20 protein-coding genes are annotated in these 23,245 nt (G+C 62.7%); 11 read left to right on the forward strand and 9 right to left on the reverse strand.

Features of this window, described 5'->3' with window-relative positions; all coding sequences use genetic code 11:
• Positions 1 to 15: 15 nt before the first annotated feature.
• From NKJ13_RS07485 to NKJ13_RS07495, 3 genes are all read left to right on the forward strand, one after another.
• Positions 16 to 2,085, forward strand: coding sequence for an ASKHA domain-containing protein (locus NKJ13_RS07485; protein ID WP_352688163.1), 2,070 nt, complete (start codon positions 16 to 18; stop codon positions 2,083 to 2,085).
• 187 nt (positions 2,086 to 2,272) lie between these two features.
• Positions 2,273 to 2,455 (forward strand): hypothetical protein, encoded by a 183-nt coding sequence (locus NKJ13_RS07490; protein WP_352477599.1) that lies wholly within the window; start codon positions 2,273 to 2,275, stop codon positions 2,453 to 2,455.
• A 270-nt stretch (positions 2,456 to 2,725) separates the two neighbouring features.
• Complete coding sequence (locus tag NKJ13_RS07495) at positions 2,726 to 3,709, forward strand: alpha/beta hydrolase (RefSeq protein ID WP_352737209.1); 984 nt, start codon at positions 2,726 to 2,728, stop codon at positions 3,707 to 3,709.
• 6 nt (positions 3,710 to 3,715) lie between these two features.
• Here NKJ13_RS07495 and NKJ13_RS07500 read toward each other — a convergent pair whose 3' ends face one another.
• Positions 3,716 to 4,615, reverse strand: a complete 900-nt coding sequence (locus NKJ13_RS07500; protein WP_023676521.1) for a LysR substrate-binding domain-containing protein — start codon at positions 4,613 to 4,615, stop codon at positions 3,716 to 3,718.
• Between the two features lie 228 nt (positions 4,616 to 4,843).
• On the opposite strand from NKJ13_RS07500, the gene NKJ13_RS07505 reads away from it, so the two are divergent.
• From NKJ13_RS07505 to NKJ13_RS07515, 3 genes are all read left to right on the forward strand, one after another.
• The gene (locus NKJ13_RS07505) at positions 4,844 to 5,029 is read left to right on the forward strand and encodes a hypothetical protein (RefSeq protein WP_023719925.1); all 186 of its coding nucleotides are present in this window, start codon (positions 4,844 to 4,846) and stop codon (positions 5,027 to 5,029) included.
• 335 nt (positions 5,030 to 5,364) lie between these two features.
• A complete protein-coding gene (locus tag NKJ13_RS07510) occupies positions 5,365 to 5,499 on the forward strand; it encodes a hypothetical protein (RefSeq protein WP_013894968.1) in 135 nt (44 codons plus the stop codon).
• A gap of 347 nt (positions 5,500 to 5,846) precedes the next feature.
• Positions 5,847 to 6,785, forward strand: a complete 939-nt coding sequence (locus NKJ13_RS07515; RefSeq protein ID WP_302895626.1) for a GlxA family transcriptional regulator — start codon at positions 5,847 to 5,849, stop codon at positions 6,783 to 6,785.
• A 31-nt stretch (positions 6,786 to 6,816) separates the two neighbouring features.
• Here the strand turns inward: NKJ13_RS07515 and NKJ13_RS07520 are convergent, their stop codons facing one another.
• The 7 genes from NKJ13_RS07520 to NKJ13_RS07550 form a co-directional block, all read right to left on the reverse strand.
• On the reverse strand, positions 6,817 to 7,602 hold the full coding sequence (locus NKJ13_RS07520; protein WP_352737210.1) for an ABC transporter ATP-binding protein: 786 nt from the start codon (positions 7,600 to 7,602) through the stop codon (positions 6,817 to 6,819).
• Complete coding sequence (locus NKJ13_RS07525) at positions 7,599 to 8,375, reverse strand: ABC transporter permease (protein ID WP_352737211.1); 777 nt, start codon at positions 8,373 to 8,375, stop codon at positions 7,599 to 7,601. Before NKJ13_RS07525 ends, NKJ13_RS07520 begins: the two co-directional genes overlap by 4 nt.
• A 71-nt stretch (positions 8,376 to 8,446) precedes the next feature.
• On the reverse strand, positions 8,447 to 9,397 hold the full coding sequence (locus tag NKJ13_RS07530) for an ABC transporter substrate-binding protein (protein ID WP_352738689.1): 951 nt from the start codon (positions 9,395 to 9,397) through the stop codon (positions 8,447 to 8,449).
• A gap of 112 nt (positions 9,398 to 9,509) precedes the next feature.
• Entirely contained in the window at positions 9,510 to 10,358 is an 849-nt protein-coding gene (locus tag NKJ13_RS07535; RefSeq protein WP_352738691.1) for a DUF1194 domain-containing protein, read from the reverse strand.
• 93 nt (positions 10,359 to 10,451) lie between these two features.
• The gene (locus NKJ13_RS07540; protein WP_352738693.1) at positions 10,452 to 13,013 is read right to left on the reverse strand and encodes a GcvT family protein; all 2,562 of its coding nucleotides are present in this window, start codon (positions 13,011 to 13,013) and stop codon (positions 10,452 to 10,454) included.
• Between the two features lie 268 nt (positions 13,014 to 13,281).
• The gene (locus tag NKJ13_RS07545; RefSeq protein WP_254818157.1) at positions 13,282 to 13,545 is read right to left on the reverse strand and encodes a hypothetical protein; all 264 of its coding nucleotides are present in this window, start codon (positions 13,543 to 13,545) and stop codon (positions 13,282 to 13,284) included.
• Between the two features lie 154 nt (positions 13,546 to 13,699).
• Entirely contained in the window at positions 13,700 to 16,189 is a 2,490-nt protein-coding gene (locus tag NKJ13_RS07550; RefSeq protein ID WP_352738695.1) for a mechanosensitive ion channel family protein, read from the reverse strand.
• Positions 16,190 to 16,430: 241 nt separating this feature from the next.
• Between NKJ13_RS07550 and NKJ13_RS07555 the strand changes: the two genes are divergently transcribed.
• The 4 genes from NKJ13_RS07555 (at position 16,431) to NKJ13_RS07570 (ending at position 21,651) form a co-directional block, all read left to right on the forward strand.
• Complete coding sequence (locus NKJ13_RS07555) at positions 16,431 to 17,690, forward strand: sarcosine oxidase subunit beta (protein WP_352646938.1); 1,260 nt, start codon at positions 16,431 to 16,433, stop codon at positions 17,688 to 17,690.
• Positions 17,691 to 17,781: 91 nt separating this feature from the next.
• Positions 17,782 to 18,078, forward strand: coding sequence for a sarcosine oxidase subunit delta (locus NKJ13_RS07560; RefSeq protein WP_023676536.1), 297 nt, complete (start codon positions 17,782 to 17,784; stop codon positions 18,076 to 18,078).
• Complete coding sequence (locus tag NKJ13_RS07565) at positions 18,075 to 21,071, forward strand: sarcosine oxidase subunit alpha (protein WP_352777490.1); 2,997 nt, start codon at positions 18,075 to 18,077, stop codon at positions 21,069 to 21,071. Before NKJ13_RS07560 ends, NKJ13_RS07565 begins: the two co-directional genes overlap by 4 nt.
• The gene (locus tag NKJ13_RS07570) at positions 21,064 to 21,651 is read left to right on the forward strand and encodes a sarcosine oxidase subunit gamma (protein WP_352738698.1); all 588 of its coding nucleotides are present in this window, start codon (positions 21,064 to 21,066) and stop codon (positions 21,649 to 21,651) included. The genes NKJ13_RS07565 and NKJ13_RS07570 overlap by 8 nt, the downstream gene beginning before the upstream one ends.
• Positions 21,652 to 21,670: 19 nt before the next feature.
• Here the strand turns inward: NKJ13_RS07570 and NKJ13_RS07575 are convergent, their stop codons facing one another.
• Entirely contained in the window at positions 21,671 to 22,369 is a 699-nt protein-coding gene (locus tag NKJ13_RS07575) for a nitroreductase (protein WP_352738700.1), read from the reverse strand.
• 276 nt (positions 22,370 to 22,645) lie between these two features.
• On the opposite strand from NKJ13_RS07575, the gene NKJ13_RS07580 reads away from it, so the two are divergent.
• On the forward strand, positions 22,646 to 23,233 hold the full coding sequence (locus tag NKJ13_RS07580) for a helix-turn-helix domain-containing protein (RefSeq protein ID WP_352505733.1): 588 nt from the start codon (positions 22,646 to 22,648) through the stop codon (positions 23,231 to 23,233).
• Positions 23,234 to 23,245 lie beyond the last annotated feature (12 nt).

Genomic DNA, 23,245 nt, shown 5'->3' on the forward strand with positions numbered 1-23,245 from the left:
TAAAGTCTGGAACGAATGAACTCTCCCGTCAACATCACTGATCCGCTCGTGCTGTTCATGCCGTCGGGCAAGCGCGGGCGGTTTCCGGTCGGCACACCGGTTCTGGATGCCGCGCGCCAGCTTGGTGTCTACGTCGAGAGCGTGTGCGGCGGGCGTGCCACTTGCGGGCGTTGCCAGATCGAGGTGCAGGAAGGCAATTTCGCCAAGCACAAGATCGTCTCCTCCAACGATCACCTCTCGCCCAAGGGCGCCAAGGAAGAGCGCTACGAGCGCGTTCGCGGGCTCCCCGAGCGGCGCCGCTTGTCCTGCTCGGCACAGATCCTCGGCGATCTCGTCGTCGACGTGCCGCAGGACACCGTTATTAACGCGCAGACTATCCGCAAGGACGCCGATACCAGGGTCATCGCCCGCGATGCGGCTATCCGCATGTGCTATGTCGAGATCGAAGAACCCGACATGCACAAGCCGCTCGGCGACCTCGACCGCCTGAAGATCGCGCTGATGAAGGACTGGGGCCTCAAGAGCCTAGATTTCGATTTCCATCTGTTGCCGCAGGTGCAAGGCATTTTGCGCAAAGGCAACTGGACCGCGACGGCCGCCATCCACAAGGACACCGACAGCGAGACCGCGCGGGTCATCGCTCTGTGGCCTGGCCTGAAGAACGAGGCATACGGGCTTGCCTGCGATATCGGCTCGACCACGATCGCCATGCATCTGGTGTCGTTGCTGTCGGGTCGGGTCGCCGCCTCGTCGGGCACCTCCAATCCGCAGATCCGCTTCGGCGAGGATCTGATGAGCCGCGTCTCTTACGTGATGATGAACCCGGACGGCCGCGAAGGCATGACGGTCGCCGTGCGCGAGGCCATTTCGGGCCTCGTCGACAAGGTCTGCGCCGAAGGCAACGTCCAGCGTAACGATATCCTGGATTCCGTTTTCGTCGGTAATCCGATCATGCATCATCTGTTCCTCGGCATCGATCCGACCGAACTCGGCGGCGCTCCCTTCGCGCTAGCCGTCTCCGGCGCCGTGCACATCAAGGCATCGGATATCGGCTTGAAACTCAACCAGGGCGCCAGGCTTTACATGCTGCCTTGCATTGCCGGCCATGTCGGCGCTGATGCGGCTGCAGTGACGCTGTCGGAAGGCCCGCATCGGCAGGACGAGATGATGCTGATCGTCGATGTCGGTACCAATGCCGAGATCGTGCTCGGCAATCGCCAGCGGGTCGTGGCGGCCTCCTCGCCAACCGGCCCGGCCTTCGAGGGTGCGGAAATCTCCGGTGGCCAGCGCGCCGCACCGGGTGCAATCGAACGCGTCCGTATCGATCCCGAAACGCTGGAGCCGAAATACCGCGTTATCGGCTCGGAACTCTGGTCCGACGAGCCGGGCTTCCTCGACAGCGTGCAGGCGACCGGCGTCACCGGCATTTGCGGCTCCGGCATCATCGAGGTGGTAGCCGAGATGTACCTCGCCGGCATCATTTCCGAGGACGGCGTCGTCGATGGATCGCTGAGCGGCCACTCGCCTCGCGTCGTCGCCAATGGCCGCACCTTCTCCTATGTGCTGAAGGAAGGCGAGCCCAAAATCACCATTACCCAGACCGACGTGCGCGCCATCCAGCTTGCCAAGGCGGCGCTTTATGCCGGAACCAAGCTTTTGATGGAAAAGCAGCACACCGAACATGTCGACCGTATCCATTTTGCCGGCGCGTTCGGCTCGTTCATCGATCCGAAATACGCAATGGTGCTGGGCCTGATCCCGGACTGCGACCTCGACAAGGTCTCGGCCGTCGGCAATGCGGCCGGCGCCGGCGCCCGCATGGCGCTCCTGAACCGCGGCTATCGCCGCGAGATCGAGGAAACCGTCAGCAGGATCGAGAAGATCGAGACGGCGCTGGAGCCGAAATTCCAGGAACATTTCGTTTATGCCATGGCGCTCCCAAATAAGATCGACCCGTTCCCCAAGCTGTCGGCGGCGGTGAAACTGCCGCCGCGCAAGACGGTGAGCGAAGACGGCATTGCCGGCGACGCTGCCCCGCGACGGCGTTCGCGCGAAGGCCACGCCGCGCGGCGCGGGCGGGGATGACTCGCCTCCGCTCGGCTGTCAGCCTTTCTATTTTCATTTGTATGCAAATGTTTCCAGATCGCGCCGATCTGGAAACGAAATCGCGTTTTCGTGAAATCCGCCAGATACATGTGCGGAGCATTTAACCGGCATCGAACGGCAGGCAGAAACAGTTGTCGGCCACCGCAACGCTCCAAAGGAGATCAAGATGTCGATGTTCGGAAGCCTCGGCCGCTATGGTGCGGCCTTCAAGAAAACACGCGAAGCGCGCAAGTCGCTGCGCATCCTCAACAGCTTGCCGCCTGAGATCCAGAAGGACATTGGCTGGCCGGTGTCGCCGCGTTCGAGCGAAAGGCAGCTTTCGGTCGGCTGGGGCATGCAGCGCGGATGAACTTCATCGACAAATGCAAGCTGCTTGGTATTCGCCGGGGCCGCAATGCGGCTCCGGCTGCACCCAGCAATTGGCTGCGCGCCGCACTGCCGCCCGCGGCGCTGAGCTGCCCAGGTGGGCTAGCGACTTCATGGACCTGAGGCTTTATCGCCAGCTGGAGTCAAACCACCGTGTTGAGATTGCATAAATATTGACTTTTTTGGTGGCGACACAATCTTCAAAATAGTCGGGGGTTCTCTTAGTCGGCTCAGCCGAAGTCCGTGTATCTGCATGCCCAGTCTCAAAAGCCACGTCGTTTCGTTCGTGCTCAGGTACAGCCGTAAGAAGGCGTTTTCCAGCCCGGAGAACCTGCAGCGCTGGATCGCCTATGCGCGCAAGACGGAAAACCATCGGCCGCCTGCGTCGCTGCGGTCGCGCCTGGAGATCACAACCCGCACGATCAACGGCTTTCCCGTCTACGAGATCGCGCCCAAGGCTGGTGAGCGGAGGCGGATTCTCTACCTGCACGGCGGCGCTTACGTCTTTGAAATCACCCCCTATCATTGGCGGCTGATCGCCGACATGGCCGACCGCCTCGGGTTCGGTATCACCGTGCCGATCTATCCCATTGCTCCCGAACACGATTTCCACGCCATGTTCGGTATGGTCGGCGCCGTCTACCGCCAGATGTTTGGCGAAACCAGGGCAAATGACATCATCTTCATGGGCGATTCCGCCGGCGGAAACATGGCTGTCGTGCTGACCATGATGGCTGCGCAAGACGGCCTGCCCTTGCCATCGCGCCACGTGCTGATTTCGCCCGGCCTTGACGTGTCGCTCGCCAACCCAGAAATGTATGAGGCCGAACGCAACGATCCATGGCTGGGCATTGCCGGCGGCCGCGAGGCGATCCGGCTTTACAGCGCCGGCATAGATCCCACCGACTGGCGCATCAGCCCGGTTTACGGCGACCTGTCGGTGCTGCCCAAAACGCTGCTGCTGACCGGTTCACGCGATCTGCTTACACCCGACAATCTGATCTTCGCGGAAAAGGCACGCGCGGCCGGCGTCGACATTGAGGTCGTCCACGAGCAAGGCATGTTCCATGTCTGGCCGTTGATCGACATGCCGGAGGCGCGACGCGCGCGGGACAGCATAGTGGCTTTCTTGACCAACGAAACTGACAGTTATCATGCCAAGGCAGGAGAGTTGTCGCTGCAAAGGGCAGACCGCGACGGAACCCCTCGCGATCTGGTTGCGCCGCTCAGGTCGTAGTTTGGCTCAGAACTTCCCAGTTTCCCTGAACATCTCAAACGTCGCTCGGATATGGTCGGCGACTGCCTTCACCGGCGCGCTGGCGTCCGGCGTCACCACCATGGCGAGGTTGTAGGTGCCTATGTCTGGCATGCCGTCCTTCGGGCACAGCTCGACCATGTCACTGCCGAGGAAGGATTTCGGCAGCGGCGCGACTGCAAGATCCGCCATGATCGCGGCGCGCTGGCCGGCCGTGTGCGCGCTCATATAGGCGATACGGTAGTTGCGGCCCTCGCGGCCAAGCGCCTCCAATGCACCCGCCCGCCAGGCGCAGCCTTCTTCCCACAAGGAGACCGGCAGCGGCTCGCGCAGATGCGCACAGCCCCCCTTGGCGCCGGCCCAGACGATAGGCTCGGTGAGCAGTACTTCGGCGCCGATCGCGCTGGTCTTGTATGAGTTGGTGAGCAGCGTGATGTCGAGTGCCCGATCGTCCATGCGACGGCGCAGGTTGACGCTCTGGTCGATGGTGACGTCGACCGCGATGGAAGGATGCGACTGTGCGAATCGCTTCAGCACATGCGGCAGCACACGTTCGCCATAATCGTCCGGCGAGCCGAGCCGCACCACCCCGACAATGTCTGGAATGATGAACTTCGACACCACCTCGCGATTGATCGACAGCAGCCGGCGCGCATAGCCGAGCAGCATCTCGCCATCGGTGGTCAGCGTCACCGAACGGGCGTCGCGCGCGAACACCGAGCGGCCGAGAATGTCCTCCAGCTTCTTGATCTGCATGGAGACGGCCGACGGCGTGCGGAAGACCGCATTGGCCGCAGTGGTGAAGCTGCCGGTCTCGGCGATTGCGACGAAAGTGCGCAGAACGTCGAGATCGAGCAGCGGCAGCGGATGATTGAGTGGGGCGTTCATGGCAAGCGACCTTCAATTTTTCTGATGCAAACCATCATTCCATTTCGTTTGATTGAACATCAGTTTGGGAGGATAGTCAACTCCATCGAAGGCAGGACGCATCGAAGTGGTCCCGAAACAACTATGACACGGACCTGCAATCGACACGAAATGAAGCTGAAACAAACCCGGTGTACCGCCTGACGCTGCAAGCGCCGGGACATCCCGGCCAACGCGAAGGAGAATGAGATGTCTATCCTGTCATCCATCGGTCGGATCGCGACCGAGTTCAGCGAGGCCCGTGCCCGCTACCAGACGGAACGCGCCATCCGCGCGCTGCCGATTGAACTGCAGAAGGATATCGGCTGGCCCGAAGCTGCCGATGCCAAGACCGGCACTCGCCATGGTGTGGGATCTTGGGCTGGAGCAAAGTAAACCGTGTGTATCAACAGCTGAAGGCCTGCCGCGCAGATCAGCCCGGCAGGCCTTTTTGTTTGTATTCAAATGATTTTCCCGAGCCATGTCGCCGTCGCATGCCGCATATGAGCAAGTCGCATAGCAGCCCGCACTGGCAATCAACACATTGTAAATAATCGAAAATCCTAGGCAGATTGCCCAAATTTGTCGCATTCGGTGTCGCTTTTCATATCAAGTGCTTCGCTTTTGCGATTTAGTTTCCCCTCACGTAAGCCTATATCATCATCAACAAACGAGCTGCCCCACTCCATCAAGCGAAGGCGACCCGTCTGAGCAACCGAATGGAGATGATCATGAAGCTTTTTGCCCGCCTCTTTGCCCGCCGCGAAATGAACCTGACGACCGCGCTCGAGCGCCAGCGCCTGGCCAACACCATGCCCGGCCAGACCGGGGCCATGGCTGCCGCGCGCCTCGGCTTCGTCGCCTGAGACAGCAATCCTGGCGGAAGCAGCCCAGCGCTGCTTCGAAGTCGATCCAGCGCCGCCTTGGTTTTGCCGAGGCGGCGTTTTCGTGTGCGCAGACTGCGTAGGCTCGTTGGTCGATCCGGCGGCCTGTCACGTCCTTCGCCGCACAGCGATTGCCCATTTGCGACCCGTGTCGCAAATAAAGTCGCTCCGTTGCCATCTAGCCAATTGACAGGAAACGTCTTTCCTGATGTCGCTATGCTGATCGCGACATCCTGTTCGCGCCATTGCAGCGTGAGGATCTACCCGTGAACGTCGTAAAGCACCCGATCCGGCGATCGTTCGTATTCTTCCTGGTCCCCGATTTCACCATGATCGCCTTCGCGACGGCGCTCGATCCGTTGCGTTCGGCCAACCGCATGCTCGGCTATGAAGCCTATCGCTGGCGGCTCGCCAGCATCGACGGCAAGCCGGTGCGCGCCTCGAACGGCGTCGAATGCGCCGTCAACACCTCGCTGGAGGAAGAGCGCAAGAAAATGTCCGGACCGGACCGGCCGAACATGGCCATCGTCTGCAGCGGCATCAATGTCGAGCGCTACCAGAACAAATCGGCCTTTGCCTGGTTGCGCGAAGAGTACAATCGTGGCGTTGCCGTCGGCGGCCTGTGCACCGGCGCGCATATCCTGGCCGCAGCAGGCCTGTTGTCCAACAAGCGCTGCGCCATCCATTGGGAGAACCTGCCGGGCTTTTCCGAGGCGTTCCCCAAGGCCAATGTCTTCGCCGACCTCTTCGAGATCGACCAGAACATCTACACCTGCGCCGGCGGCACCGCCGCCCTCGATATGATGCTGAAGCTGATCGGCGACGATTTCGACGAGAGCCTCGTCAACCGCGTCTGCGAGCAGGTGCTGACCGATCGCGTGCGCAGCCCGACCGACCGCCAGCGCCTGCCGCTGCGCGCCCGCCTTGGCGTGCAGAATTCCAAGGTGCTGACCATTATCGAGCTGATGGAAGCCAATCTCTCCGAGCCGCTCTCGCTGATCGAGATCGCTGACCATGTCGACCTGTCGCGCCGGCAGATTGAGCGCCTGTTCCGCACCGAGATGGGGCGCTCCCCTGCCCGTTACTATCTGGAGATCCGCCTCGACCGCGCCCGGCACCTGCTGATCCAGTCGTCGTTGCCGGTGGTCGAAGTGGCGGTCGCCTGCGGCTTTGTTTCCGCCTCGCATTTCTCCAAATGCTATCGCGAGTTGTACGCCCGCTCGCCGCAACAGGAACGCGTCGACCGCAAGCAGCTTCTGGCGGCTTGATCGGGCCATCGGCTGAACGAAGCCCGCCGAGTCAATGCACTTCGGCCGTGCGCATCGCCTCGACGCGGATATCTTCGGTCAGCCGCGCCTTCAGTGCCGAAAACTCCGGGCTGGTCTTCAGCGTGTAGTGGCGCGGATGCGGCAGGTCGACGGCAACGTCCGACTTGATGCGGCCGGGGCGCGCCGTCATCACCACCACGCGCGACGCCATGAAGATCGCCTCCTCGATGTCATGGGTGACGAACAGCACCGTTTTTTGCCGGCGCTCCCATATGCCGAGAAGCAGCTCCTGCATCAGCCCTCGGGTCTGGTTGTCGAGTGCTCCGAACGGCTCGTCGAGCAGCAGGATCTCCGGATCGTTGGCCAGTGCCCTGGCAATCGCGGTGCGCTGCTGCATGCCGCCGGAAAGCTGCTTCGGCCAATGGTTTTCAAAACCTCTCAGCCCGACGAGATCGACGTAAGAAGCGACGATTTCGCTGCGCTCGTGCTCGGCCATTCCACGTTCGCGCAGGCCGAAGCCGATGTTCTCGGCGACCGTCAGCCACGGAAACAGCGTATAGGACTGGAAAACCATGCCGCGGTCTGGACCGGGCCGGTCCACCACCCTGCCGTCGAGCATAACACGTCCCCCACTCGGCGCTTCGAGGCCGGCGACGATCCTGAGCAGCGTCGACTTTCCACAGCCGGATGGCCCCAGGATGGTGATGAAGTCGTTGGCGGCGACCGCCAGATCGATCGGCATCAGCGCCTTGACCGGCTGCCCACCGCCGACACCGGCGAAGGTGCGCGAGACGCCTTCGATGACCAGCTTGCTCACGCCAGGCTCCATGGAAACAGCCAACGGTTGAGCGCCTTGAAGGCGAAATCGGACAACAGCCCGATCAGGCCGATGACGATGATGCCGAAGATGATCTGCCCTGTCGCCAGCCGCGACTGGCTGTTGATGATCATGTAGCCGATGCCCGACGACGAGCCGATCAGCTCGGCGACGATGACATAGGTCCAGGCCCAGCCGAGCACCAGCCGCAGGGTCTCGGCAATCTCCGGCGCATTGGCCGGCATGATCACGCGCCGCACGATGCCGTTGTCGGACGAGCCAAGCGTGTAGGCCGCCTCGACCAGGTCGCGCCGTGTGCCGCCGACCTTGACCGCGATGATCAGGATGATCTGGAACACCGAGCCGACGAAGATCACCAGCAGTTTTTCGAGCTCGCCAACGCCCGCCCACAGAATGAGCAGCGGGATGAAGGCCGATGCCGGCAGATAGCGGGCGAAGGAGACGAACGGCTCCAGGAACGCCTCCACGGGCTTCCAGGCACCCATCACGATGCCAAGCGGCACGGCAACGATGGCCGCCATCAGGAACCCGCCGAAGACGCGCCAGATGGTGATAAGGATGTCGAGCCAGAAGCGGTCCTCGACCAGCAGCCGCCAACCGTCTCTCACCATCGACAGCGGATCGGCAAGGAAAATGCGATTGACGTGGCCGCCAAGCGTGATCCACGCCCAGAACGCCACGGACAGCACGAAGAACGAAATGCCGAGCACGGTTCGAATGCCCGGCGAGACCGGATGCAAGGGGCGCGGCATCTTCGACCGTCCTCTGATCGGAATGAAAAAGCGGCGGCGCGCGCGCCGCCGCCGGGCGACAATCCTGCCGATTAGTCGGCGACGGCGCTGGTGTCGGCCAATGTCGATACGTCGGGCGCTTCCTTGATCAAGCCCATCTGCAGCAGAAGCTCGCCGGCGGTCTTGGAAAAGTCCTGGAATTCCTTGGTGAAGAACTGCTTGTTTTCAGCCTTGTCGGCCCATTTCAGGTATTTTGCCGACTCTTCGAACTCCTTGGCCGACTGCTTCACGTCGGCGCCCATGGTCTCATAGGATTTCGCCGGGTCGCTCTTGATCAGGTCAAGTGCCTCGAAATAGCTGTCGGCAAGCGCCTTGGCCGCATCCGGATTGGCCTTGAGGAACTCCGGCGTGCAGCCGACCGTGTCGAGCACCATCGGATAATCGAGAGTGGTCACAAGGATATGGCCCTGGTCGGACTTTTCGCGCACCGCCGAGATGAACGGCTCATAGGTGACCGCCGCATCGTTCTGTCCGGCGAGAAACGCCTGCGCCGCCGCGTCCGGCTCCAGGTTGACGACCGTCACGTCCTTGGTCGACATGCCGTTCTTGTTGAGCACCCAGGCCAGCATGAAATAGGGCGACGTGCCCGGCGCCGAGGACGCGACCGACTTACCCTTGAGATCGGCGACGGTCTTGATGTCGTTGCGGGCGACGATGCCGTCGGCCCCGTAGGACTTGTCGAGCTGGAATATCTGCTTGGTCGTCACGCCGTTAGCGTTCCAGACCAGCCAGGTCTCGACTGTAGTGGCGGCGCATTGCAGGTCGCCGCTGGCGATGGCGAGGGGCCGACTGGCTTGCGGCACCTTCTTCAAGGTGACGTCGAGGCCGTGCTTTTCGAAGATGCCGGCCTGCTTGGCGAGCGTCAGCGGCGCAAAGCCGGTCCATCCACTGATGCCGATGCTGACCGATGTAGCGGCGGTGGCCGGCGCGGACAATCCGACGGCAAGCGTCAAGCTTGCTGCAAGAATTCCGATCTTGTTCATGTCGGTTCCCCTTTTTTGTTCGGATGGAGAATTGTGTCACAGACGCGCACAGGCTTGTCAATGAAGCAGATGCTGCACTGCGGTATGTCACCACCGGCAGCAAACTTCGCCATTAGCGGGTGTTGTACATCCAGCTGCGGTCGCGCCACATTTTTTCGCCGACCAGGCAGTCGGTGACGGGGATGTCCTGTGCCAGCACCAATGGCGGATGCGCCGCCTCTTCCGCCGCTCGCTGCGGCGAGGCCGGACCGGCAAGCTCCAGCACCAGCTTGCGGCGGATGGCCTCCGGAAACTGCGTCCAGTCATTGACCGGGATCATGAAGGAGCCCGGCCCGCCGATGACGCAGTCGCTGTAGTAGCGGTCGAGATTGTTGACATCGTAGGCGCTGGTGAACCCGCCCCTGGTCATCAGCGGCAGGCCGTTGACGGTGATGCCCTGCTTGATCACGGCGTCGCGGGTGATATCGACAGGTGCGCCCTGGTTGTTGGGGCCGTCACCCGAAATGTCGATCACCCGCTTGACGCCCTGGAAGCCGCTTTCGGCAAAGAGATCGCTGGCGAATTCCAGCGCGCCGGAGATCGAGGTGCGCCTGGCACTGGCCGGCGGATGAGCGGAAAGCTGCGCTGCCAGCCGTTCGGCGTCGGCACGATTGGCGATCACCGTCCACGGCACGACGACCTGCTGCCAGGTCGCGCCAGCCCATTCGACATAGGTGACGGCAATCTTGCCATGAGCGCCTTCGCCGATTGCCTGCAGGACATCGTCATGCGTCAGCGCCGCCGCATAGCCATGACGCTGGATTTCGAGCTCGTCCGGCGACATGGACAAGGATACGTCGACTGCCAGCACCAGTTCGACATCGACCGGCTCGGCGGCGCGGGAGATTGCCGCTGGCCATAGCACCGACGCCAGCGCGGCGGCACCCGAGACGAAATGTCTTGCACTGGCAAAACCAGACATGCCGCACGTTAAGCGAAAATCGCCGATCGACAAAGAGAAAGCCCGGTGGAGAGCCGGGCTCATTCGGTCACATTTTTGCGACCGTCCCAATGCTTAGCTGCGCGGATTGAGGTTCTCCGGGTCATAGAGCGGCCTGTAGCCGACGGCGGCCACTTCGACCGGGTATTTCTCGCCGAAATATTCGACGTTCAGCTTGCGGCCCTCCTGGCAATACGCCCAGGGCAGGTAGGCGAGCGCGATGTTCTTGCCGAGGGTCGGACCATAGGCCACCGAGGTCGTGAAGGAGCGGCGGCCGAGCTCGTCGACGAGCGTCTCACCGGTTTGCGGGTCCATCACCGGCATCGTGCCGACCGGATAGCGCGGAACGCCGTTGGAATCGGTATTGTCTGTCATGATAAGCGTGCAAAGCATGGCCGGCTGGTGCACCCGGGCGCGATATTCCAGATGCTTTGCCTTGCCGCAGAAATCGGCCTCCTTGACCTTCGGTCGGGCAAGGTCGGCTTCCAGCAGATTATATTCGGTCAACAGATCCGCGTTTTGCAGACGCAGGCTCTTCTCCATACGGCGGCTGTTGGCATAGGTCTCGACGCCAAAGGCCATCACGCCGGTCGACCGCAGCGCGTCCCAGACGGCGAGGCCGTCCTCGTAGCGCATGTGCAGTTCCCAGCCTTGCTCGCCGACATAGGAGATGCGGAAGGCGGTCACGTCCTTGCCGGCGATCCTGACGGGCTTGATCGCGGCAAAGGGAAAATTCTCCGGCGTCAGCCCGTCGGGGTTTTCCACGCACTTGCCCAATGTCGCCCGCGCGTTCGGACCCCAGATGCCGATGGTCACGTACTTCTCGGTCACGTCGGTGACGGTAACGTCGAAGCCTTTGTCTTTTGCCGTCCGGCGCATGTACTGGAAGTCGCGCGGCCCGGCATCAGCGCCGTCGATGACGCGGCAGCGGTCGGCCATGCGGATGACGGTCAGGTCGGCGCGCACCATGCCTGCCTCGTCGAGGAAATGGGTATAGATGCCCTTGCCGATATTGCCGTCACCGCCGATCTTTGCCGCGCACAGCCATTCCATCAGCGCGACATGGTCCGGGCCTTCGACGTCGTACATGGCGAAATGCGACAGGTTGACGATGCCGCAATCCTCGCTCATGGCTAGATGCTCGGCGTTCGAGACGCGCCAGAAGTGGCGGTTATCCCATTCGTTTTGGCGCACCGGCACCCGGTTGCCGTATTTCTCGAGCAGATGCTCGTTGGCGGCGTAGCCATGGGCGCGCTCCCAGCCGCCGAGCTCCATGAAATAGCCGCCGAGTTCCTTCTCGCGCTCCCAGAACGGCGAGCGGCGGACATTGCGAGCCTTGGAGAAGGGCTCGCGCGGATGGACCGCCGGATTGTAGACCTTCATCGCCGTTTCAGTGCAGCGGTCCCAGATGAACTGCTCTTTCGTCTGGTGCGGATAGAAGCGCGAATAGTCGATGGCGTGATGGTCGATCGCCGTGCGGCCGTCTGTCATCCAGTCAGCGATGAGCTTGCCCATGCCGGGACCGTCCTTGACCCAGATCGCCACGGCATACCAGAGGCCCCTCACCTTCTGGCTTTCGCCCATCGAAGGGCCGCCGTCCGCCGTCACCTGCAGCAGCCCGTTGAAGGAATGGCTCTCATTGTAGCCCAGCTCGCCCAGGATCGGCGTCAGTTCCATGGCCCGCTCGAGCGGCGCCAGGATCTGCTCCATGTCGAGATCGCGCTGCGACGGCGAAAGCCGTGCCTCGTTTTTCTCGAGAATATCGCGCGGATGGCAAAGGCGCGGATTGGTCTCTTCGTAATAACCCCATTCGATCTGCCCGCCTTCGGCGGTCTTGGGATCGCCGGTATCGCGCATATAGGCCGAATTACCCTGGTCGCGCAGCAGCGGCCAGCCGATCTCCTTGCCGGTGCCGGCGAACTCGGTGTACGGCCCGAAGAAGGTGAGCGGGTGGTCGATCGGCATGACCGGCAGGTCCTCGCCCGCCATTTCCGCGATCAGCCGCCCCCAAATGCCCGTGCAGACCACGACGTAGTCGGCCTGGATGGTGCCGCGGTCGGTCACCACGCCCTTGATGCGGCCGTTCTCGATGACGAGCGACCTGGCCGAGGTGTTGGCAAACGCCTTGAGTTTGCCCGAGGCTTCCGCCTGGTCGACCAGCTTGCCGGCGACTGTCTGCGAACGCGGGATGACGAGGCCGGCATCGGGATCCCACAGGCCGCCCTGTACCATCTGTTCTTCGATCAGCGGGAATTTTTCCTTGATCTCGGCGGGATCGATCAGGCGGGCGCGTGTGCCGAAGGCCTTCGCCGAGGCGATCTTGCGCTTGATTTCCGCCATGCGGGCGTCGTCGCCGACGCGTGCGACCTCGAGGCCGCCGATGCGGGCGTAATGACCCATCTTTTCGTAGAAATCGATGGAATAGAGCGTCGTCCAGCACGAAAGGAAATCATGGCTGGTCGTGTAGCAGAAGTCGGAGGCATGCGCCGTCGAGCCGATATCCGTCGGGATGCCCGATTTGTCGATGCCGACAATATCGTCCCATCCGCGCTCGATCAGGTGATGGGCGACCGATGCGCCGACGATGCCGCCCAGCCCGACGATGACGACCTTCGCCTTTTCCGGAAACCCTGCCATTGCCCGCGACTCCAAGATGCTATTGCGAGCAGACTATAGGTCGGCGCGGCGGCGCGCTTGCAGCCTGTTTGCGACATCGCCAAAAAAGCCCGCGCCACCAGCTCGTCGAATGCAGTTGGACCTACGCCTTCACCCTGCTCGGTACGAAAGCGCTGCTAGAGCCCGTTCTGCGCAGCTTCGAAGAAAAGTGAATACCTTCATCGCCGATTACTGGAAGTAAATAAAAGGCCGGGCGTTTGCCCGGCCTTCAAAAATCATGGCGTCGACTTTACTTGATGCGCGCGACGCCGCCCGAGATCTCGACGGTTTCCGAACCCGTCAGCGCCTCGAGGTCGCCATTCGGCAAGGTAACAAAACAGCCGCTCGGGCAAAATTCCACGGTTTCGCCGGCGGCCAGCGCCAGCTCGGTCTTGCCGCCGCCTTCCGTCACGATCAGCGTGCGGGTCTCGGCGTCCTTGTTGACCGCGCTGGCGGCATGGGCCGAACCGCCCACGGCCAGAAAAGCGATGGCGGCGACGAGAGACTTCCACATTTTGCAGTATCGGTGTTGCCACCGCCTCTGTTGCATTTCGCAAGGCATTCTCGCCGTTTGCAGGTGAGCTTATATGCAATGCAAGCTGAACAGCAACTGAATGCCGCATTCATGCCGCAATTGATTTCCGAAGCTTGAAGGCAAGCTCCAAACGCTAGTCAGGATCGGGCTTGCGTACCTTGCGTCCCGACTTGGCGAGACGTTTCGCCTCGACCGCCGCTAGAGCTTTTGCTTGTTCCCGTTCGGCGAATTCGACTTCGATCTTGTCGTCGTCGATCGGCCACGCCTCGTGCTTTTTGGTCTCGACGACGGCGCGCGGTGTCGACGGAATTTCGATATGCTGGTCGGCGAACACATCGAAGATGGCAAAGCGGATGTCGTTCTGGACGATATTGCCACTAAGAACGTCTGCCAGGAACACGCGGATCTCGAATTCGAGCGCGGCCGGGCCGAAATTGGAAAACAACACAAAGGGTTCCGGGTTCTTCAGCACCAGCGGATGGCTGCGTGCGATCTCCAACAGGACGCCATGCACGTGCTTGACGTCGCTGCCATAGGCAACGCCGACCTTGATGTCGATGCGGCCGAGCTTGTTGCGGTGCGTCCAGTTGCCGACCGCATTGTTGATCAGGTTTGAATTGGGCAGGATCACCGATTGCCGTTGAAACGTTTCGATCTCGGTGGCGCGCACGCTGATCTTCTTGACCGTGCCGCTGATGTCGCCGGCGACGATCCAGTCGCCGACCTTGAACGGCCGCTCGGCCAGCAGGATCAGGCCCGACACGAAATTCGAGACGACATTTTGCAGGCCGAAACCGATGCCGAGGGACAGGGCGCCGGCGACCAGCGCAAGATTGGAGAGGTCAATACCAGCCGCCGAGATGCCGACCAGTGCCGCGACCGCGACGCCGGCATAACCGACCGCCAGCCGGATCGAATTGCGCACGCCGGTGTCGACCCGGCCGCGCGCCATCACCGAGCCGTCGAGCCAGCCCTGGAACCAGCGCGTGAGGAAATAGCCGATAATGAAGACGACGACGCCGGTGAGAATGCCGGTGACCGAGATCGTCACCGAACCGATGGTGAGGCCGGTCGCCAGCTTGTAGGCCCAGGCCTGGATGTCGCCGGGCTGGAAACCCCACATCAACAGGATCAGCGGCAGGAACACCAGCACAATCATGATGTTGATGGCGGCGCTGACGACAAGCCCGAGCTGGTCGAGGGCGGTCTCTTCGTAGCTTGAATTGGCCGCTAGCCAGCGCCCGATCGAAGTTTTGGCGAACCCGCCTTCCTCGCCGATCGCCCGCGCCGACAGGAAACCGATATAGGCGGTGACCAGGATCGTGCCGGTGACTACGACCTGCAGCGAGACGAAAATTGCAAGGCCGATATAGCCAAGCAGTGCCGATGCGATGGTGAAAAGGCCTAGCGCGATGGCGGTGTAGCGCAGCCACGCCGGCCATGGGCGCCAGCTTCCGTCGGGAGCCTTGAACGGCTTCAGCAAGCCCATCAGGATCAGGATGATGCCGACGATGATGGTGGCGATGAAGCTTCTGGCGATGGTCAGCGACAGTGGCGAGCCCATCTTGTCGTTCACGACCGACAGGAAATAGTTGATGCCGATGGCGACGGCCATAGCGGTCGTCAGCCGCACCAGCCAGCGCGCCGGGCCGGTTTCGACCGGGATCAGACGCCAGTTCGGCAGTCGGGGCTCGAGCGCTGCGTTGGTCAGGCGGTTGACGCAGAACACCACCGCGACAACGGCAACCAGCGAATTCAGGAAGATGCCGATGTCACCGCGTAAAACGTTGTAATAATTGAAGAAGAAGATCGTCGAGACAAGGAAGGCGCCGACCGCCAGCGTCGGCAGCAATGTCGACCAGAACGCCACCGACAGCCGGCTGAGATAGGAGGGGTCCTCGACGGAGGGATCCGCTTCGAAGACGCGGCCGAACAGGCGTCGGCCGCCGATAAAAAGCACTGCAGCGAATGCGAGCGCCATCAAAGTCGCGGCAAGAATGGCCTGGAACTTGAACTTGAAGGCGAAGCTCAGCCAGGACGAGACCGCCTTATAGAAGCCGGAAAACTCAGCGTTGGCGTCGGAAAAGACTTCGGGGCTGAGCGCATCGGACAGCACGTAGCGCTTGGTAAGCACATTGCGAAACAGCTCGCTGCGCATGTTGCCGATCTTCTCGATCAGCCCACTGATGCGGATCGACAGGTTCTGCGCGCTGGCAATAACGGCGTTGATCTCGGCTTTTTCGGAAGCCAAGGCCTGGCGTTCACCGGTTACGATGTCTGGCTCGGCCGGCTGGCCCGCGGCCGGCGGAGGTCCCAGCACCTCAATCCGATCGTTGATATCGCCGAGACGCGAGCGGAACGCTAGCGCGCTGGTGAGCGCCGCCCGCGACAGATCCTCCAATTGCAGACGGATTTCCACCAGGGTGGCATCGTCTTGGCCGTCCTGCTGTATCTTCTTCTCGAGACCGTCGGTTTTGGCGGTCAGACTCTGGATGACCTTCTGCTGGTCTGCGATCAACCCGGCGGCGCCCTGCCCGAGTGCCTGCGCCATTGCAACGAACGACGGCGGCGCCGAGACGACAAGCGCAAGAATCAAGACCAGGCGGAGTAAACGAAAGAACATGTTTTTTCTGGTGACTCGCGGGCGGCATCGGCAGTTTTGAAGCACGTCCTTGATAAAGAGGCTCATATCACGGGGCAAGTCACCCCAGGCGTCTCGTTTTTCGAAGTCGGCCAATCGAACTCGGCCAATCGGAGTCGGTCAATCGAAGTCGGGGAGTCGAAAAGCGATGGCGCAATCTTGGCTTTGCGTTGGCCACCTGCTCTATAGTCTGCCGCCAAGCCTGAAATGGATGACAATAAGAATGGCGGAATATTCGGCCTTTTCGCTTCTCAAAAACGCGCTGACCGGAAACAAGGATTGGAGGCCGGCCTGGCGCAAGCCCGACCCGAAGGCGTCCTACGACGTGATCGTCATCGGCGGCGGCGGCCATGGCCTGTCGACCGCTTACTACCTAGCCAAGGAGCACGGCATCACCAATGTCGCGGTGCTGGAGAAGGGCTGGCTCGGCTCCGGCAATGTCGGCCGCAACACCACGGCGGTCCGTTCCAATTATCTCCTGCCGGCCAACACGCGCTTTTACGAGCATTCGATGAAGCTGTGGGAGAACCTGGCCCACGACCTGAACTATAACGTCATGTTCTCGCAGCGCGGCTGCCTGAACCTCGCCCACACACCCGCCCAGCTCGACGACTATGCCCGGCGCGGCAACGCGATGCGCCATCTCGGCGTCGACGCCGAACTAATGACTACGGCGGAGATCGCCCGCCTGGTACCGGCACTGGACGTCTCGGCCACCGCGCGCTTCCCGATTGTCGGCGGCCTGATGCAGCGGCGCGCCGGCACCGCCCGCCACGATGCCGTCGCCTGGGGCTATGCGCGCGGTGCAGATCGCCGCGGCGTCGACATCATCGAAAACTGCGAGGTCACCGGCTTCCTGCGCGACGGCGACCGTATCACCGGCGTCACGACGACGCGCGGCGAAATCCGCGCCAAGAAGGTAGCCGTCGCAGTGGCCGGCAGCACCGGGCAAGTCATGCGGCTCGCCGGGATCGAGACGATGCCGATCGAGAGCCACGTGCTGCAGGCCTTCGTCACGGAATCGCTAAAGCCGTTCATCGATACGGTCCTGACCTTCGGCATGGGCCATTTTTATATGTCGCAATCGGATAAGGGCGGCCTTGTCTATGGCGGCGATCTCGACGGCTACAACAGCTACGCCCAACGCGGCAGCCTGCCGATCGTCGATGAGGTGATGAGCGAGATGCTGGCGCTGTTCCCTGGGCTGGCCCGTGTCCGCATGCTGCGCTCATGGGGCGGCGTCTGCGACATGTCTATGGACGGTTCGCCAATCATCACCACCGGTCCGCTGCCGGGCATGTATCTCAACTGCGGCTGGTGCTATGGCGGCTTCAAGGCGACGCCGGCTTCCGGCTGGTGCTTTGCCTGGACCATTGCCAAGGACGAGCCGCACGATCTCAACGCGGCCTTCACGCTCGACCGCTTCTATCGTGGCCTGGTGATCGACGACAAGGGCCAGGGCGCCACGCCCCGGCTGCATTAGGCCATGATCCCGAACCTCAGGTCCGCGTCAGCGAAAAGTGGAAACCGGTTTTCGGACAAGATCATGGTCAAACGAGAAGTTTAAGAGATCCATGCTCATCACCTGCCCCTATTGCGGCCCGCGCGACGTGATCGAATTCACCTATCAGGGCGACGGCAATCGCCAGCGCCCACAGCCGGCCTCGCAGAATCTCGACGCCTGGAACGCTTATGTCTACGACCGGCTGAACCCGGCCGGTGACCACAATGAGATCTGGCAGCATTCCGGCGGCTGCCGCGCCCATCTCAGGGTCGTGCGCAACACGCTGACGCACGAGATCTCCAGCACCGCGTTCGCGCGCGGCGATCACAATTCGGTTGCGCGGCACCGGGCCGAGGACAAGCCATGAGCCCGCGCCGTACCGAGGCCGGCGGCCTCATAGACCGGCTGCGGACCATTCGTTTCACCTTCGACGGCGCGCCCTATACCGGCCACGCCGGCGACACGCTGGCTTCGGCGCTGCTGGCCAACGGCGTCACCCTGTTCGGGCGTTCGTTCAAATATCACCGTCCCCGCGGCGTGCTGACCGCCGGCGTCGAGGAGCCTAACGCGCTGGTCACCGTGTTGAGGGGCGAGGTTCGCGAGCCGAACATTCCCGCCACCATGGTCGAGATCTATGACGGGCTGACTGCAATCAGCCAGAACCGTTTCCCCTCACTTGCCTGGGACGTCAGTGCCGTGAACCAGCTCGGCGGCAAGCTTTTGTCGGCCGGCTTCTACTACAAGACCTTCATGGGACCGGTGATCGGTCCGCTGAAGGGCACGCGCTTCTGGATGTTCTGTGAGCATTTCATCCGCCGTGCCGCCGGCCTGGGCAAGGCAGGCACGGCTCCCGATACGGCGCGCTACGAACGCATGAATGCGTTTTGCGATGTGTTGGTAGTCGGCTCCGGCCCGGCCGGGCTGATGGCCGCCAGGGCTGCTTCCGATCAGGGTGCACGCGTCATCCTGGCCGAGCTCGAGCCGCATTTCGGCGGCTCGGCCAATTGGTCGGGCGAGACGATCGATGGCATGCCGGCCGCCGACTGGGCGGGGCGCGCCGCTGGCCAGCTCGAAGGCCGTGACAATGTCCGCCTGCTGCCGCGCACCACGGTCTGGGGCTATTATGACGGCAACACGCTTGCTGCGCTCGAACGCGTCACCGACCACAAGGAAACGCCGGGCAAGGGCGAACCCCGCCATCGCTACTGGACAATCCGCGCCAAGTCGGTGGTGCTGGCCACCGGCTCCCTGGAGCGTCCGCTGGTCTTTCCGGGCAATGATCGACCAGGCGTGATGCTGGCGCATGCGGCCGAACGTTTTGCCAATGAATATGGCGTGCTGCCCGGCGACAGGATCGGGCTGTTCACCAACAATGACAGCGCCTATCGCGCGGCCCTGGCGCTGAAGAAGGCCGGCGCCGTGGTCGTCGCCATCGTCGACGTACGCCCTGAGCTTTCGAGCGAGATGCGCAAGCTGGCCGGCGAAACCGAGGCCGAGATCTTTTCTGGCCACGCGGTGATCGCCACCGAGGGCGGCAAGGCGCTGTCCGGCTTCAAGGTGCAGCGCTTCGATATGGCGAGGGGCGCGCTTTCCGGCGATGCGCGCAGCATCCACGCCGATTGCCTGCTGATGTCGGGCGGCTGGTCGCCGACCATCCATCTGGCCAGCCAGGCCGGCGCCAAGGCGGAATGGAACGAAACGTTGCAAGCGTTCCTGCCGCCGAAACCTACAACACGGCAATGGATCGGCGCCCGCGCCTTCACCGGCAGTTTCTCCACCGCCGAGGCGATCGCCGAAGGCCGCGCCGCCGGTTTTTCCGCGACGGGCGGAACCGGCACGCCGGCGGCCTTGCCGGTTGTCGAAGCCGCTCTCGGCGATCCCGATCCGGCGCCGGTGTTCGAGATCAGGGCCAGTGGAAAGAGCTTCGTCGATTTCCAGCATGATGTGACGGCCGACGACGTGCGGCTGGCGCATCGGGAAGGCTTCGTCTCGGTCGAGCATCTGAAGCGCTACACCACGCTCGGCATGGCGACCGACCAGGGCAAGAGTTCCAACGTACCAGGCCTGGCCATAATGGCCGAGGCGCTGGGCAAGCCGATCCCGCAGGTCGGCACGACGCGCTTTCGCCCGCCCTTTGCGGCGGTATCGATCGGCTCGCTTGCCGCCGAACGCTTCGGCGATCTGAAGCCCGAGCGGCTGACGCCGATGCATGACTGGCACGTCGCCAACGGCGCCACCATGTATTCGGCCGGCCTCTGGTACCGGCCGATGATCTACGGCCATCCCGGCGAGACGATCGAGCAGGCCTATGTGCGCGAAGCGAGAGCCACGCGCGAGAGCGCCGGCATCGTCGACGTCTCGACACTGGGCAAGATCGCCGTGCAAGGCCCTGACGCTGCGGAATTCCTTGACCGCGTCTACACCAACATATTTTCGACGCTGGCCGTGGGCAAGGCGCGCTACGGGCTGATGCTGCGCGAGGACGGTCTCGCCTTCGACGACGGCACAACATGGCGGCTCGGCGAGCAGGATTTCCTGATGACCACCACGACCGCCAATGCCGGCAAGGTGATGCAGCATCTGGAGTATTTCCTCGACGTGATCTGGCCGGAGCTGAAGGTCCACGTCACCTCCGTGACCGATCAATGGGCCGGTGCCGCCATCGGCGGGCCGAAGGCAAGGCAGATATTGGCTGCTTGCGTCAGCGGCACCGCCGTCGACAATGCCGCCCTGCCCTTCATGGGCATCGTCCACGGCGAAATCGCCGGCGTGCCGGTGATGATCTGCCGGCTGTCCTTCTCCGGCGAAATGGCCTTCGAGGTCTATTCCGGCGCCGGTTACGGCACCCATGTCTGGGAGGCGCTCATCGAAGCCGGCAAGCCGTTCGGGCTGGTGACCTACGGGCTGGAGGCGCTGGGCACCATGCGCATCGAGAAAGGCCACGTCACCGGTGCCGAGATCGACGGCCGTACCACGGCACGCGACCTGCATCTCGACTGGATGCTGTCGAAGAAGAAGCCGTTCATCGGCTCGGCGATGATGGATCGCGAGGGGCTGATCGCACCCGACCGCCTGGAACTCGTCGGTATTGTTTCGCTCGACAACCAGCCGCTCAATGGGGGCGCACACATCGTCGAGGAGCTTGACGAAGCCAATCCCCACGGCTCGCTTGGCCACATCACCGCCTGCTGCTATTCGCCGGCGCTCGGCAAATATATCGCGCTTGCCCTGGTCAAGGGCGGCAAGGCGCGGCGCGGCTCGCGTGCCTACGTTTCCGACCCGTTGCGCAACCGGTTCGGGCCGGTCGAGATCGTCTCCAACCATTTCTTCGATCCGGACGGGAGCCGCATGCATGGTTGAACGCCAGTCGCCGCTTGAGCCGGTGCTGCATCCGGGCTCGCATGGCAATTTCGAGCACGGCGTCGAAATCATCCTCTCCGAAACCAGGCCGGGGTCGATTCTGCAGCTCGCCGCCTGGCCCGGCGAGGAGAAGACGTTGATGGCCGGCATCCATACGGTCACCGGCCTGACTTTGCCCGACGGCGCCGGCGGCGGTGTGACGAACGGCGCCAGGTCGGTGTTCGGCTTTGCGCCGGGAAAATTTACGGTTGTCGATGAAGCCGAGGGATTGGCGACGGCCTTTGCCGATGTCGTCACTCCGGCCATCGGTACGGTCACCGACCTTTCGCACGGCCGCTCCGCGATCCGTATCGCCGGGCCGAAGGCCGAGTGGGTGCTGGCGAAATTCTTCGCCATCGACTTCGCGCTGCCGGCCTTCCCGATCGGCGCCGGCCGCTCGACCATGCATCACGACGTCTTCGCGCAGATCCAGCGCACCGCGGCCGATCAGTTCGACATCTACGTGTTCCGCTCGTTCGCACGCTCGTTCTGGAAGGCACTCTGCCACGCCAGCGAGGAAGTCGGCTACGACGTGCAATAACTCAGGCGGCGTCGCCACGTTAGCTGGCGAACGTCACCCACTCTTCCAGCGGCGCGCGGTCGGTGCGGAATGCGTTTTCGGGCTTGGACGTGTCCTCATGGCCGAGCGCCATGCCGCAGACGACGATCTCCTCGTCGGGAATGTTGAGCACCGGCCTGATCTGCCGGTGATAGGGCGCGAAGGCAGCTTGCGGACAGGTGTGCAGGCCCCTGCCCCGCGCCGCGACCATGATGTTTTGCAGGAACATGCCGTAGTCGATCCACGACCCCTTGTTCAGCCGCCGGTCGACGGTGAAGATCATGCCGACCGGCGCATCGAAGAAGGTGAAGTTGCGGTCGTGCTGCGCGCGCATCCTGTCGACCTCGCGCCGGCCGATGCCGAGCACGCCGTAGAGACCGAAGCCGTTGGCCCGCCGCCGCGTCAGATAGGGTTCGAAGAACTGGTCGGGATAGTAGCGATATTCGTCCCACTCCGCCTTTTCGGCGCGGATGCCCGAGCTGAGGATGGCATCGGTGATGCGCTGCTTGACCTCGCCCTTGGTCACATAGACCTTCCAGGGCTGCATGTTGGTGCCTGAGGGCGCGCGCGCGGCAACGGCGAGAATATCGCGGATGGTGTCGTCGTCGATCATATCGGGCAAGAAGGCGCGTACCGATCGGCGCGAGGTGATCGCGTCATCGACGATCGCCGCCGCAATCCGGGAGTTGTTTTCCAGCATGGCCGTCCCTTTGCGTATGATCCCGAACCCGATTCTCCGGAAGGATCATGCGCCGACTAGAAGTAATGGAGCATCCTTGCGCGTCTTTTTGAACGCCCGATAAGCCTATCCGCCTCGACCGGACGCCCCACTCGCCGCTCGTGCGCCGAGCCTTTGCCCGAACCGTCAAAATGGCGCAAGTAAATCTTGTGGGCGCATGAAAATCCTCTTGATTTTTTCACAAACGTGCCGTCACATGAAATTTGCTGGGAATTTTTCACCGAAACAGGGACAGCTTTGCCCTCAACCGCGGCCAGATCGGAACAAGACAGCGGCGAACGGCTGCTGGCCGGCGACATCCGCGCGTTGCGCAAGGCGCGCGGACTGACGCTTGCCGAGACCGGCCTCAAGCTCGGCCGCTCCGTCGGCTGGGTCAGCCAGGTCGAGCGCGGCCTGTCGATCCCGTCGCTCGGCGACCTCAGAGCCTTCGCCGAATTGTTCGGCGTGCCGGTCAGCCTGTTCTTCAGCCATGACGTGCCTGTCGAGACCGAGCGCGGCGTGGTCGTGCGCGCCGGCAGCCGACGCGTGCTTGGCACAAGCGATTCTGGCTTGGTGGAGGAGCTGCTGTCGCCCGATCTCGGCGGTAGCTTCGAGATGCTGCGTTCGGCCTTCGCCCCGGGTGCCGAGCTGAAGACCGAGGCGCGCCGGCCGACCGAGGAAGCCGGCTACGTCGCTTCCGGCAGCTTCGACATCGAAATTGCTGGCGTCTGGCACCGGCTTGGCGAAGGCGACTCCTTCCGCTTTGACGGCAAGCCGTTCCGCTGGCGCAATCCTGGAGCCGAGCCGGCTGTCGTCATCTGGGTGGTTTCGCCGCCTGTCTATTGAACGAATGCATGT

It is taken from the genome of Mesorhizobium sp. M0174, assembly GCF_040322275.1.
Classification (GTDB): Bacteria; Pseudomonadota; Alphaproteobacteria; order Rhizobiales; family Rhizobiaceae; genus Mesorhizobium.

Coding starts and splice junctions, on each gene's coding strand:
- NKJ13_RS07485 (WP_352688163.1), top strand. CDS start 16: ATGAACTCTCCCGTCAACATCACTGATCCGCTCGTGCTGTTCATGCCG.
- NKJ13_RS07490 (WP_352477599.1), top strand. CDS start 2,273: ATGTCGATGTTCGGAAGCCTCGGCCGCTATGGTGCGGCCTTCAAGAAA.
- NKJ13_RS07495 (WP_352737209.1), top strand. CDS start 2,726: ATGCCCAGTCTCAAAAGCCACGTCGTTTCGTTCGTGCTCAGGTACAGC.
- NKJ13_RS07500 (WP_023676521.1), bottom strand. CDS start 4,615: ATGAACGCCCCACTCAATCATCCGCTGCCGCTGCTCGATCTCGACGTT.
- NKJ13_RS07505 (WP_023719925.1), top strand. CDS start 4,844: ATGTCTATCCTGTCATCCATCGGTCGGATCGCGACCGAGTTCAGCGAG.
- NKJ13_RS07510 (WP_013894968.1), top strand. CDS start 5,365: ATGAAGCTTTTTGCCCGCCTCTTTGCCCGCCGCGAAATGAACCTGACG.
- NKJ13_RS07515 (WP_302895626.1), top strand. CDS start 5,847: ATGATCGCCTTCGCGACGGCGCTCGATCCGTTGCGTTCGGCCAACCGC.
- NKJ13_RS07525 (WP_352737211.1), bottom strand. CDS start 8,375: ATGCCGCGCCCCTTGCATCCGGTCTCGCCGGGCATTCGAACCGTGCTC.
- NKJ13_RS07530 (WP_352738689.1), bottom strand. CDS start 9,397: ATGAACAAGATCGGAATTCTTGCAGCAAGCTTGACGCTTGCCGTCGGA.
- NKJ13_RS07535 (WP_352738691.1), bottom strand. CDS start 10,358: ATGTCTGGTTTTGCCAGTGCAAGACATTTCGTCTCGGGTGCCGCCGCG.
- NKJ13_RS07540 (WP_352738693.1), bottom strand. CDS start 13,013: ATGGCAGGGTTTCCGGAAAAGGCGAAGGTCGTCATCGTCGGGCTGGGC.
- NKJ13_RS07545 (WP_254818157.1), bottom strand. CDS start 13,545: ATGTGGAAGTCTCTCGTCGCCGCCATCGCTTTTCTGGCCGTGGGCGGT.
- NKJ13_RS07550 (WP_352738695.1), bottom strand. CDS start 16,189: ATGTTCTTTCGTTTACTCCGCCTGGTCTTGATTCTTGCGCTTGTCGTC.
- NKJ13_RS07555 (WP_352646938.1), top strand. CDS start 16,431: ATGGCGGAATATTCGGCCTTTTCGCTTCTCAAAAACGCGCTGACCGGA.
- NKJ13_RS07560 (WP_023676536.1), top strand. CDS start 17,782: ATGCTCATCACCTGCCCCTATTGCGGCCCGCGCGACGTGATCGAATTC.
- NKJ13_RS07565 (WP_352777490.1), top strand. CDS start 18,075: ATGAGCCCGCGCCGTACCGAGGCCGGCGGCCTCATAGACCGGCTGCGG.
- NKJ13_RS07570 (WP_352738698.1), top strand. CDS start 21,064: ATGGTTGAACGCCAGTCGCCGCTTGAGCCGGTGCTGCATCCGGGCTCG.
- NKJ13_RS07575 (WP_352738700.1), bottom strand. CDS start 22,369: ATGCTGGAAAACAACTCCCGGATTGCGGCGGCGATCGTCGATGACGCG.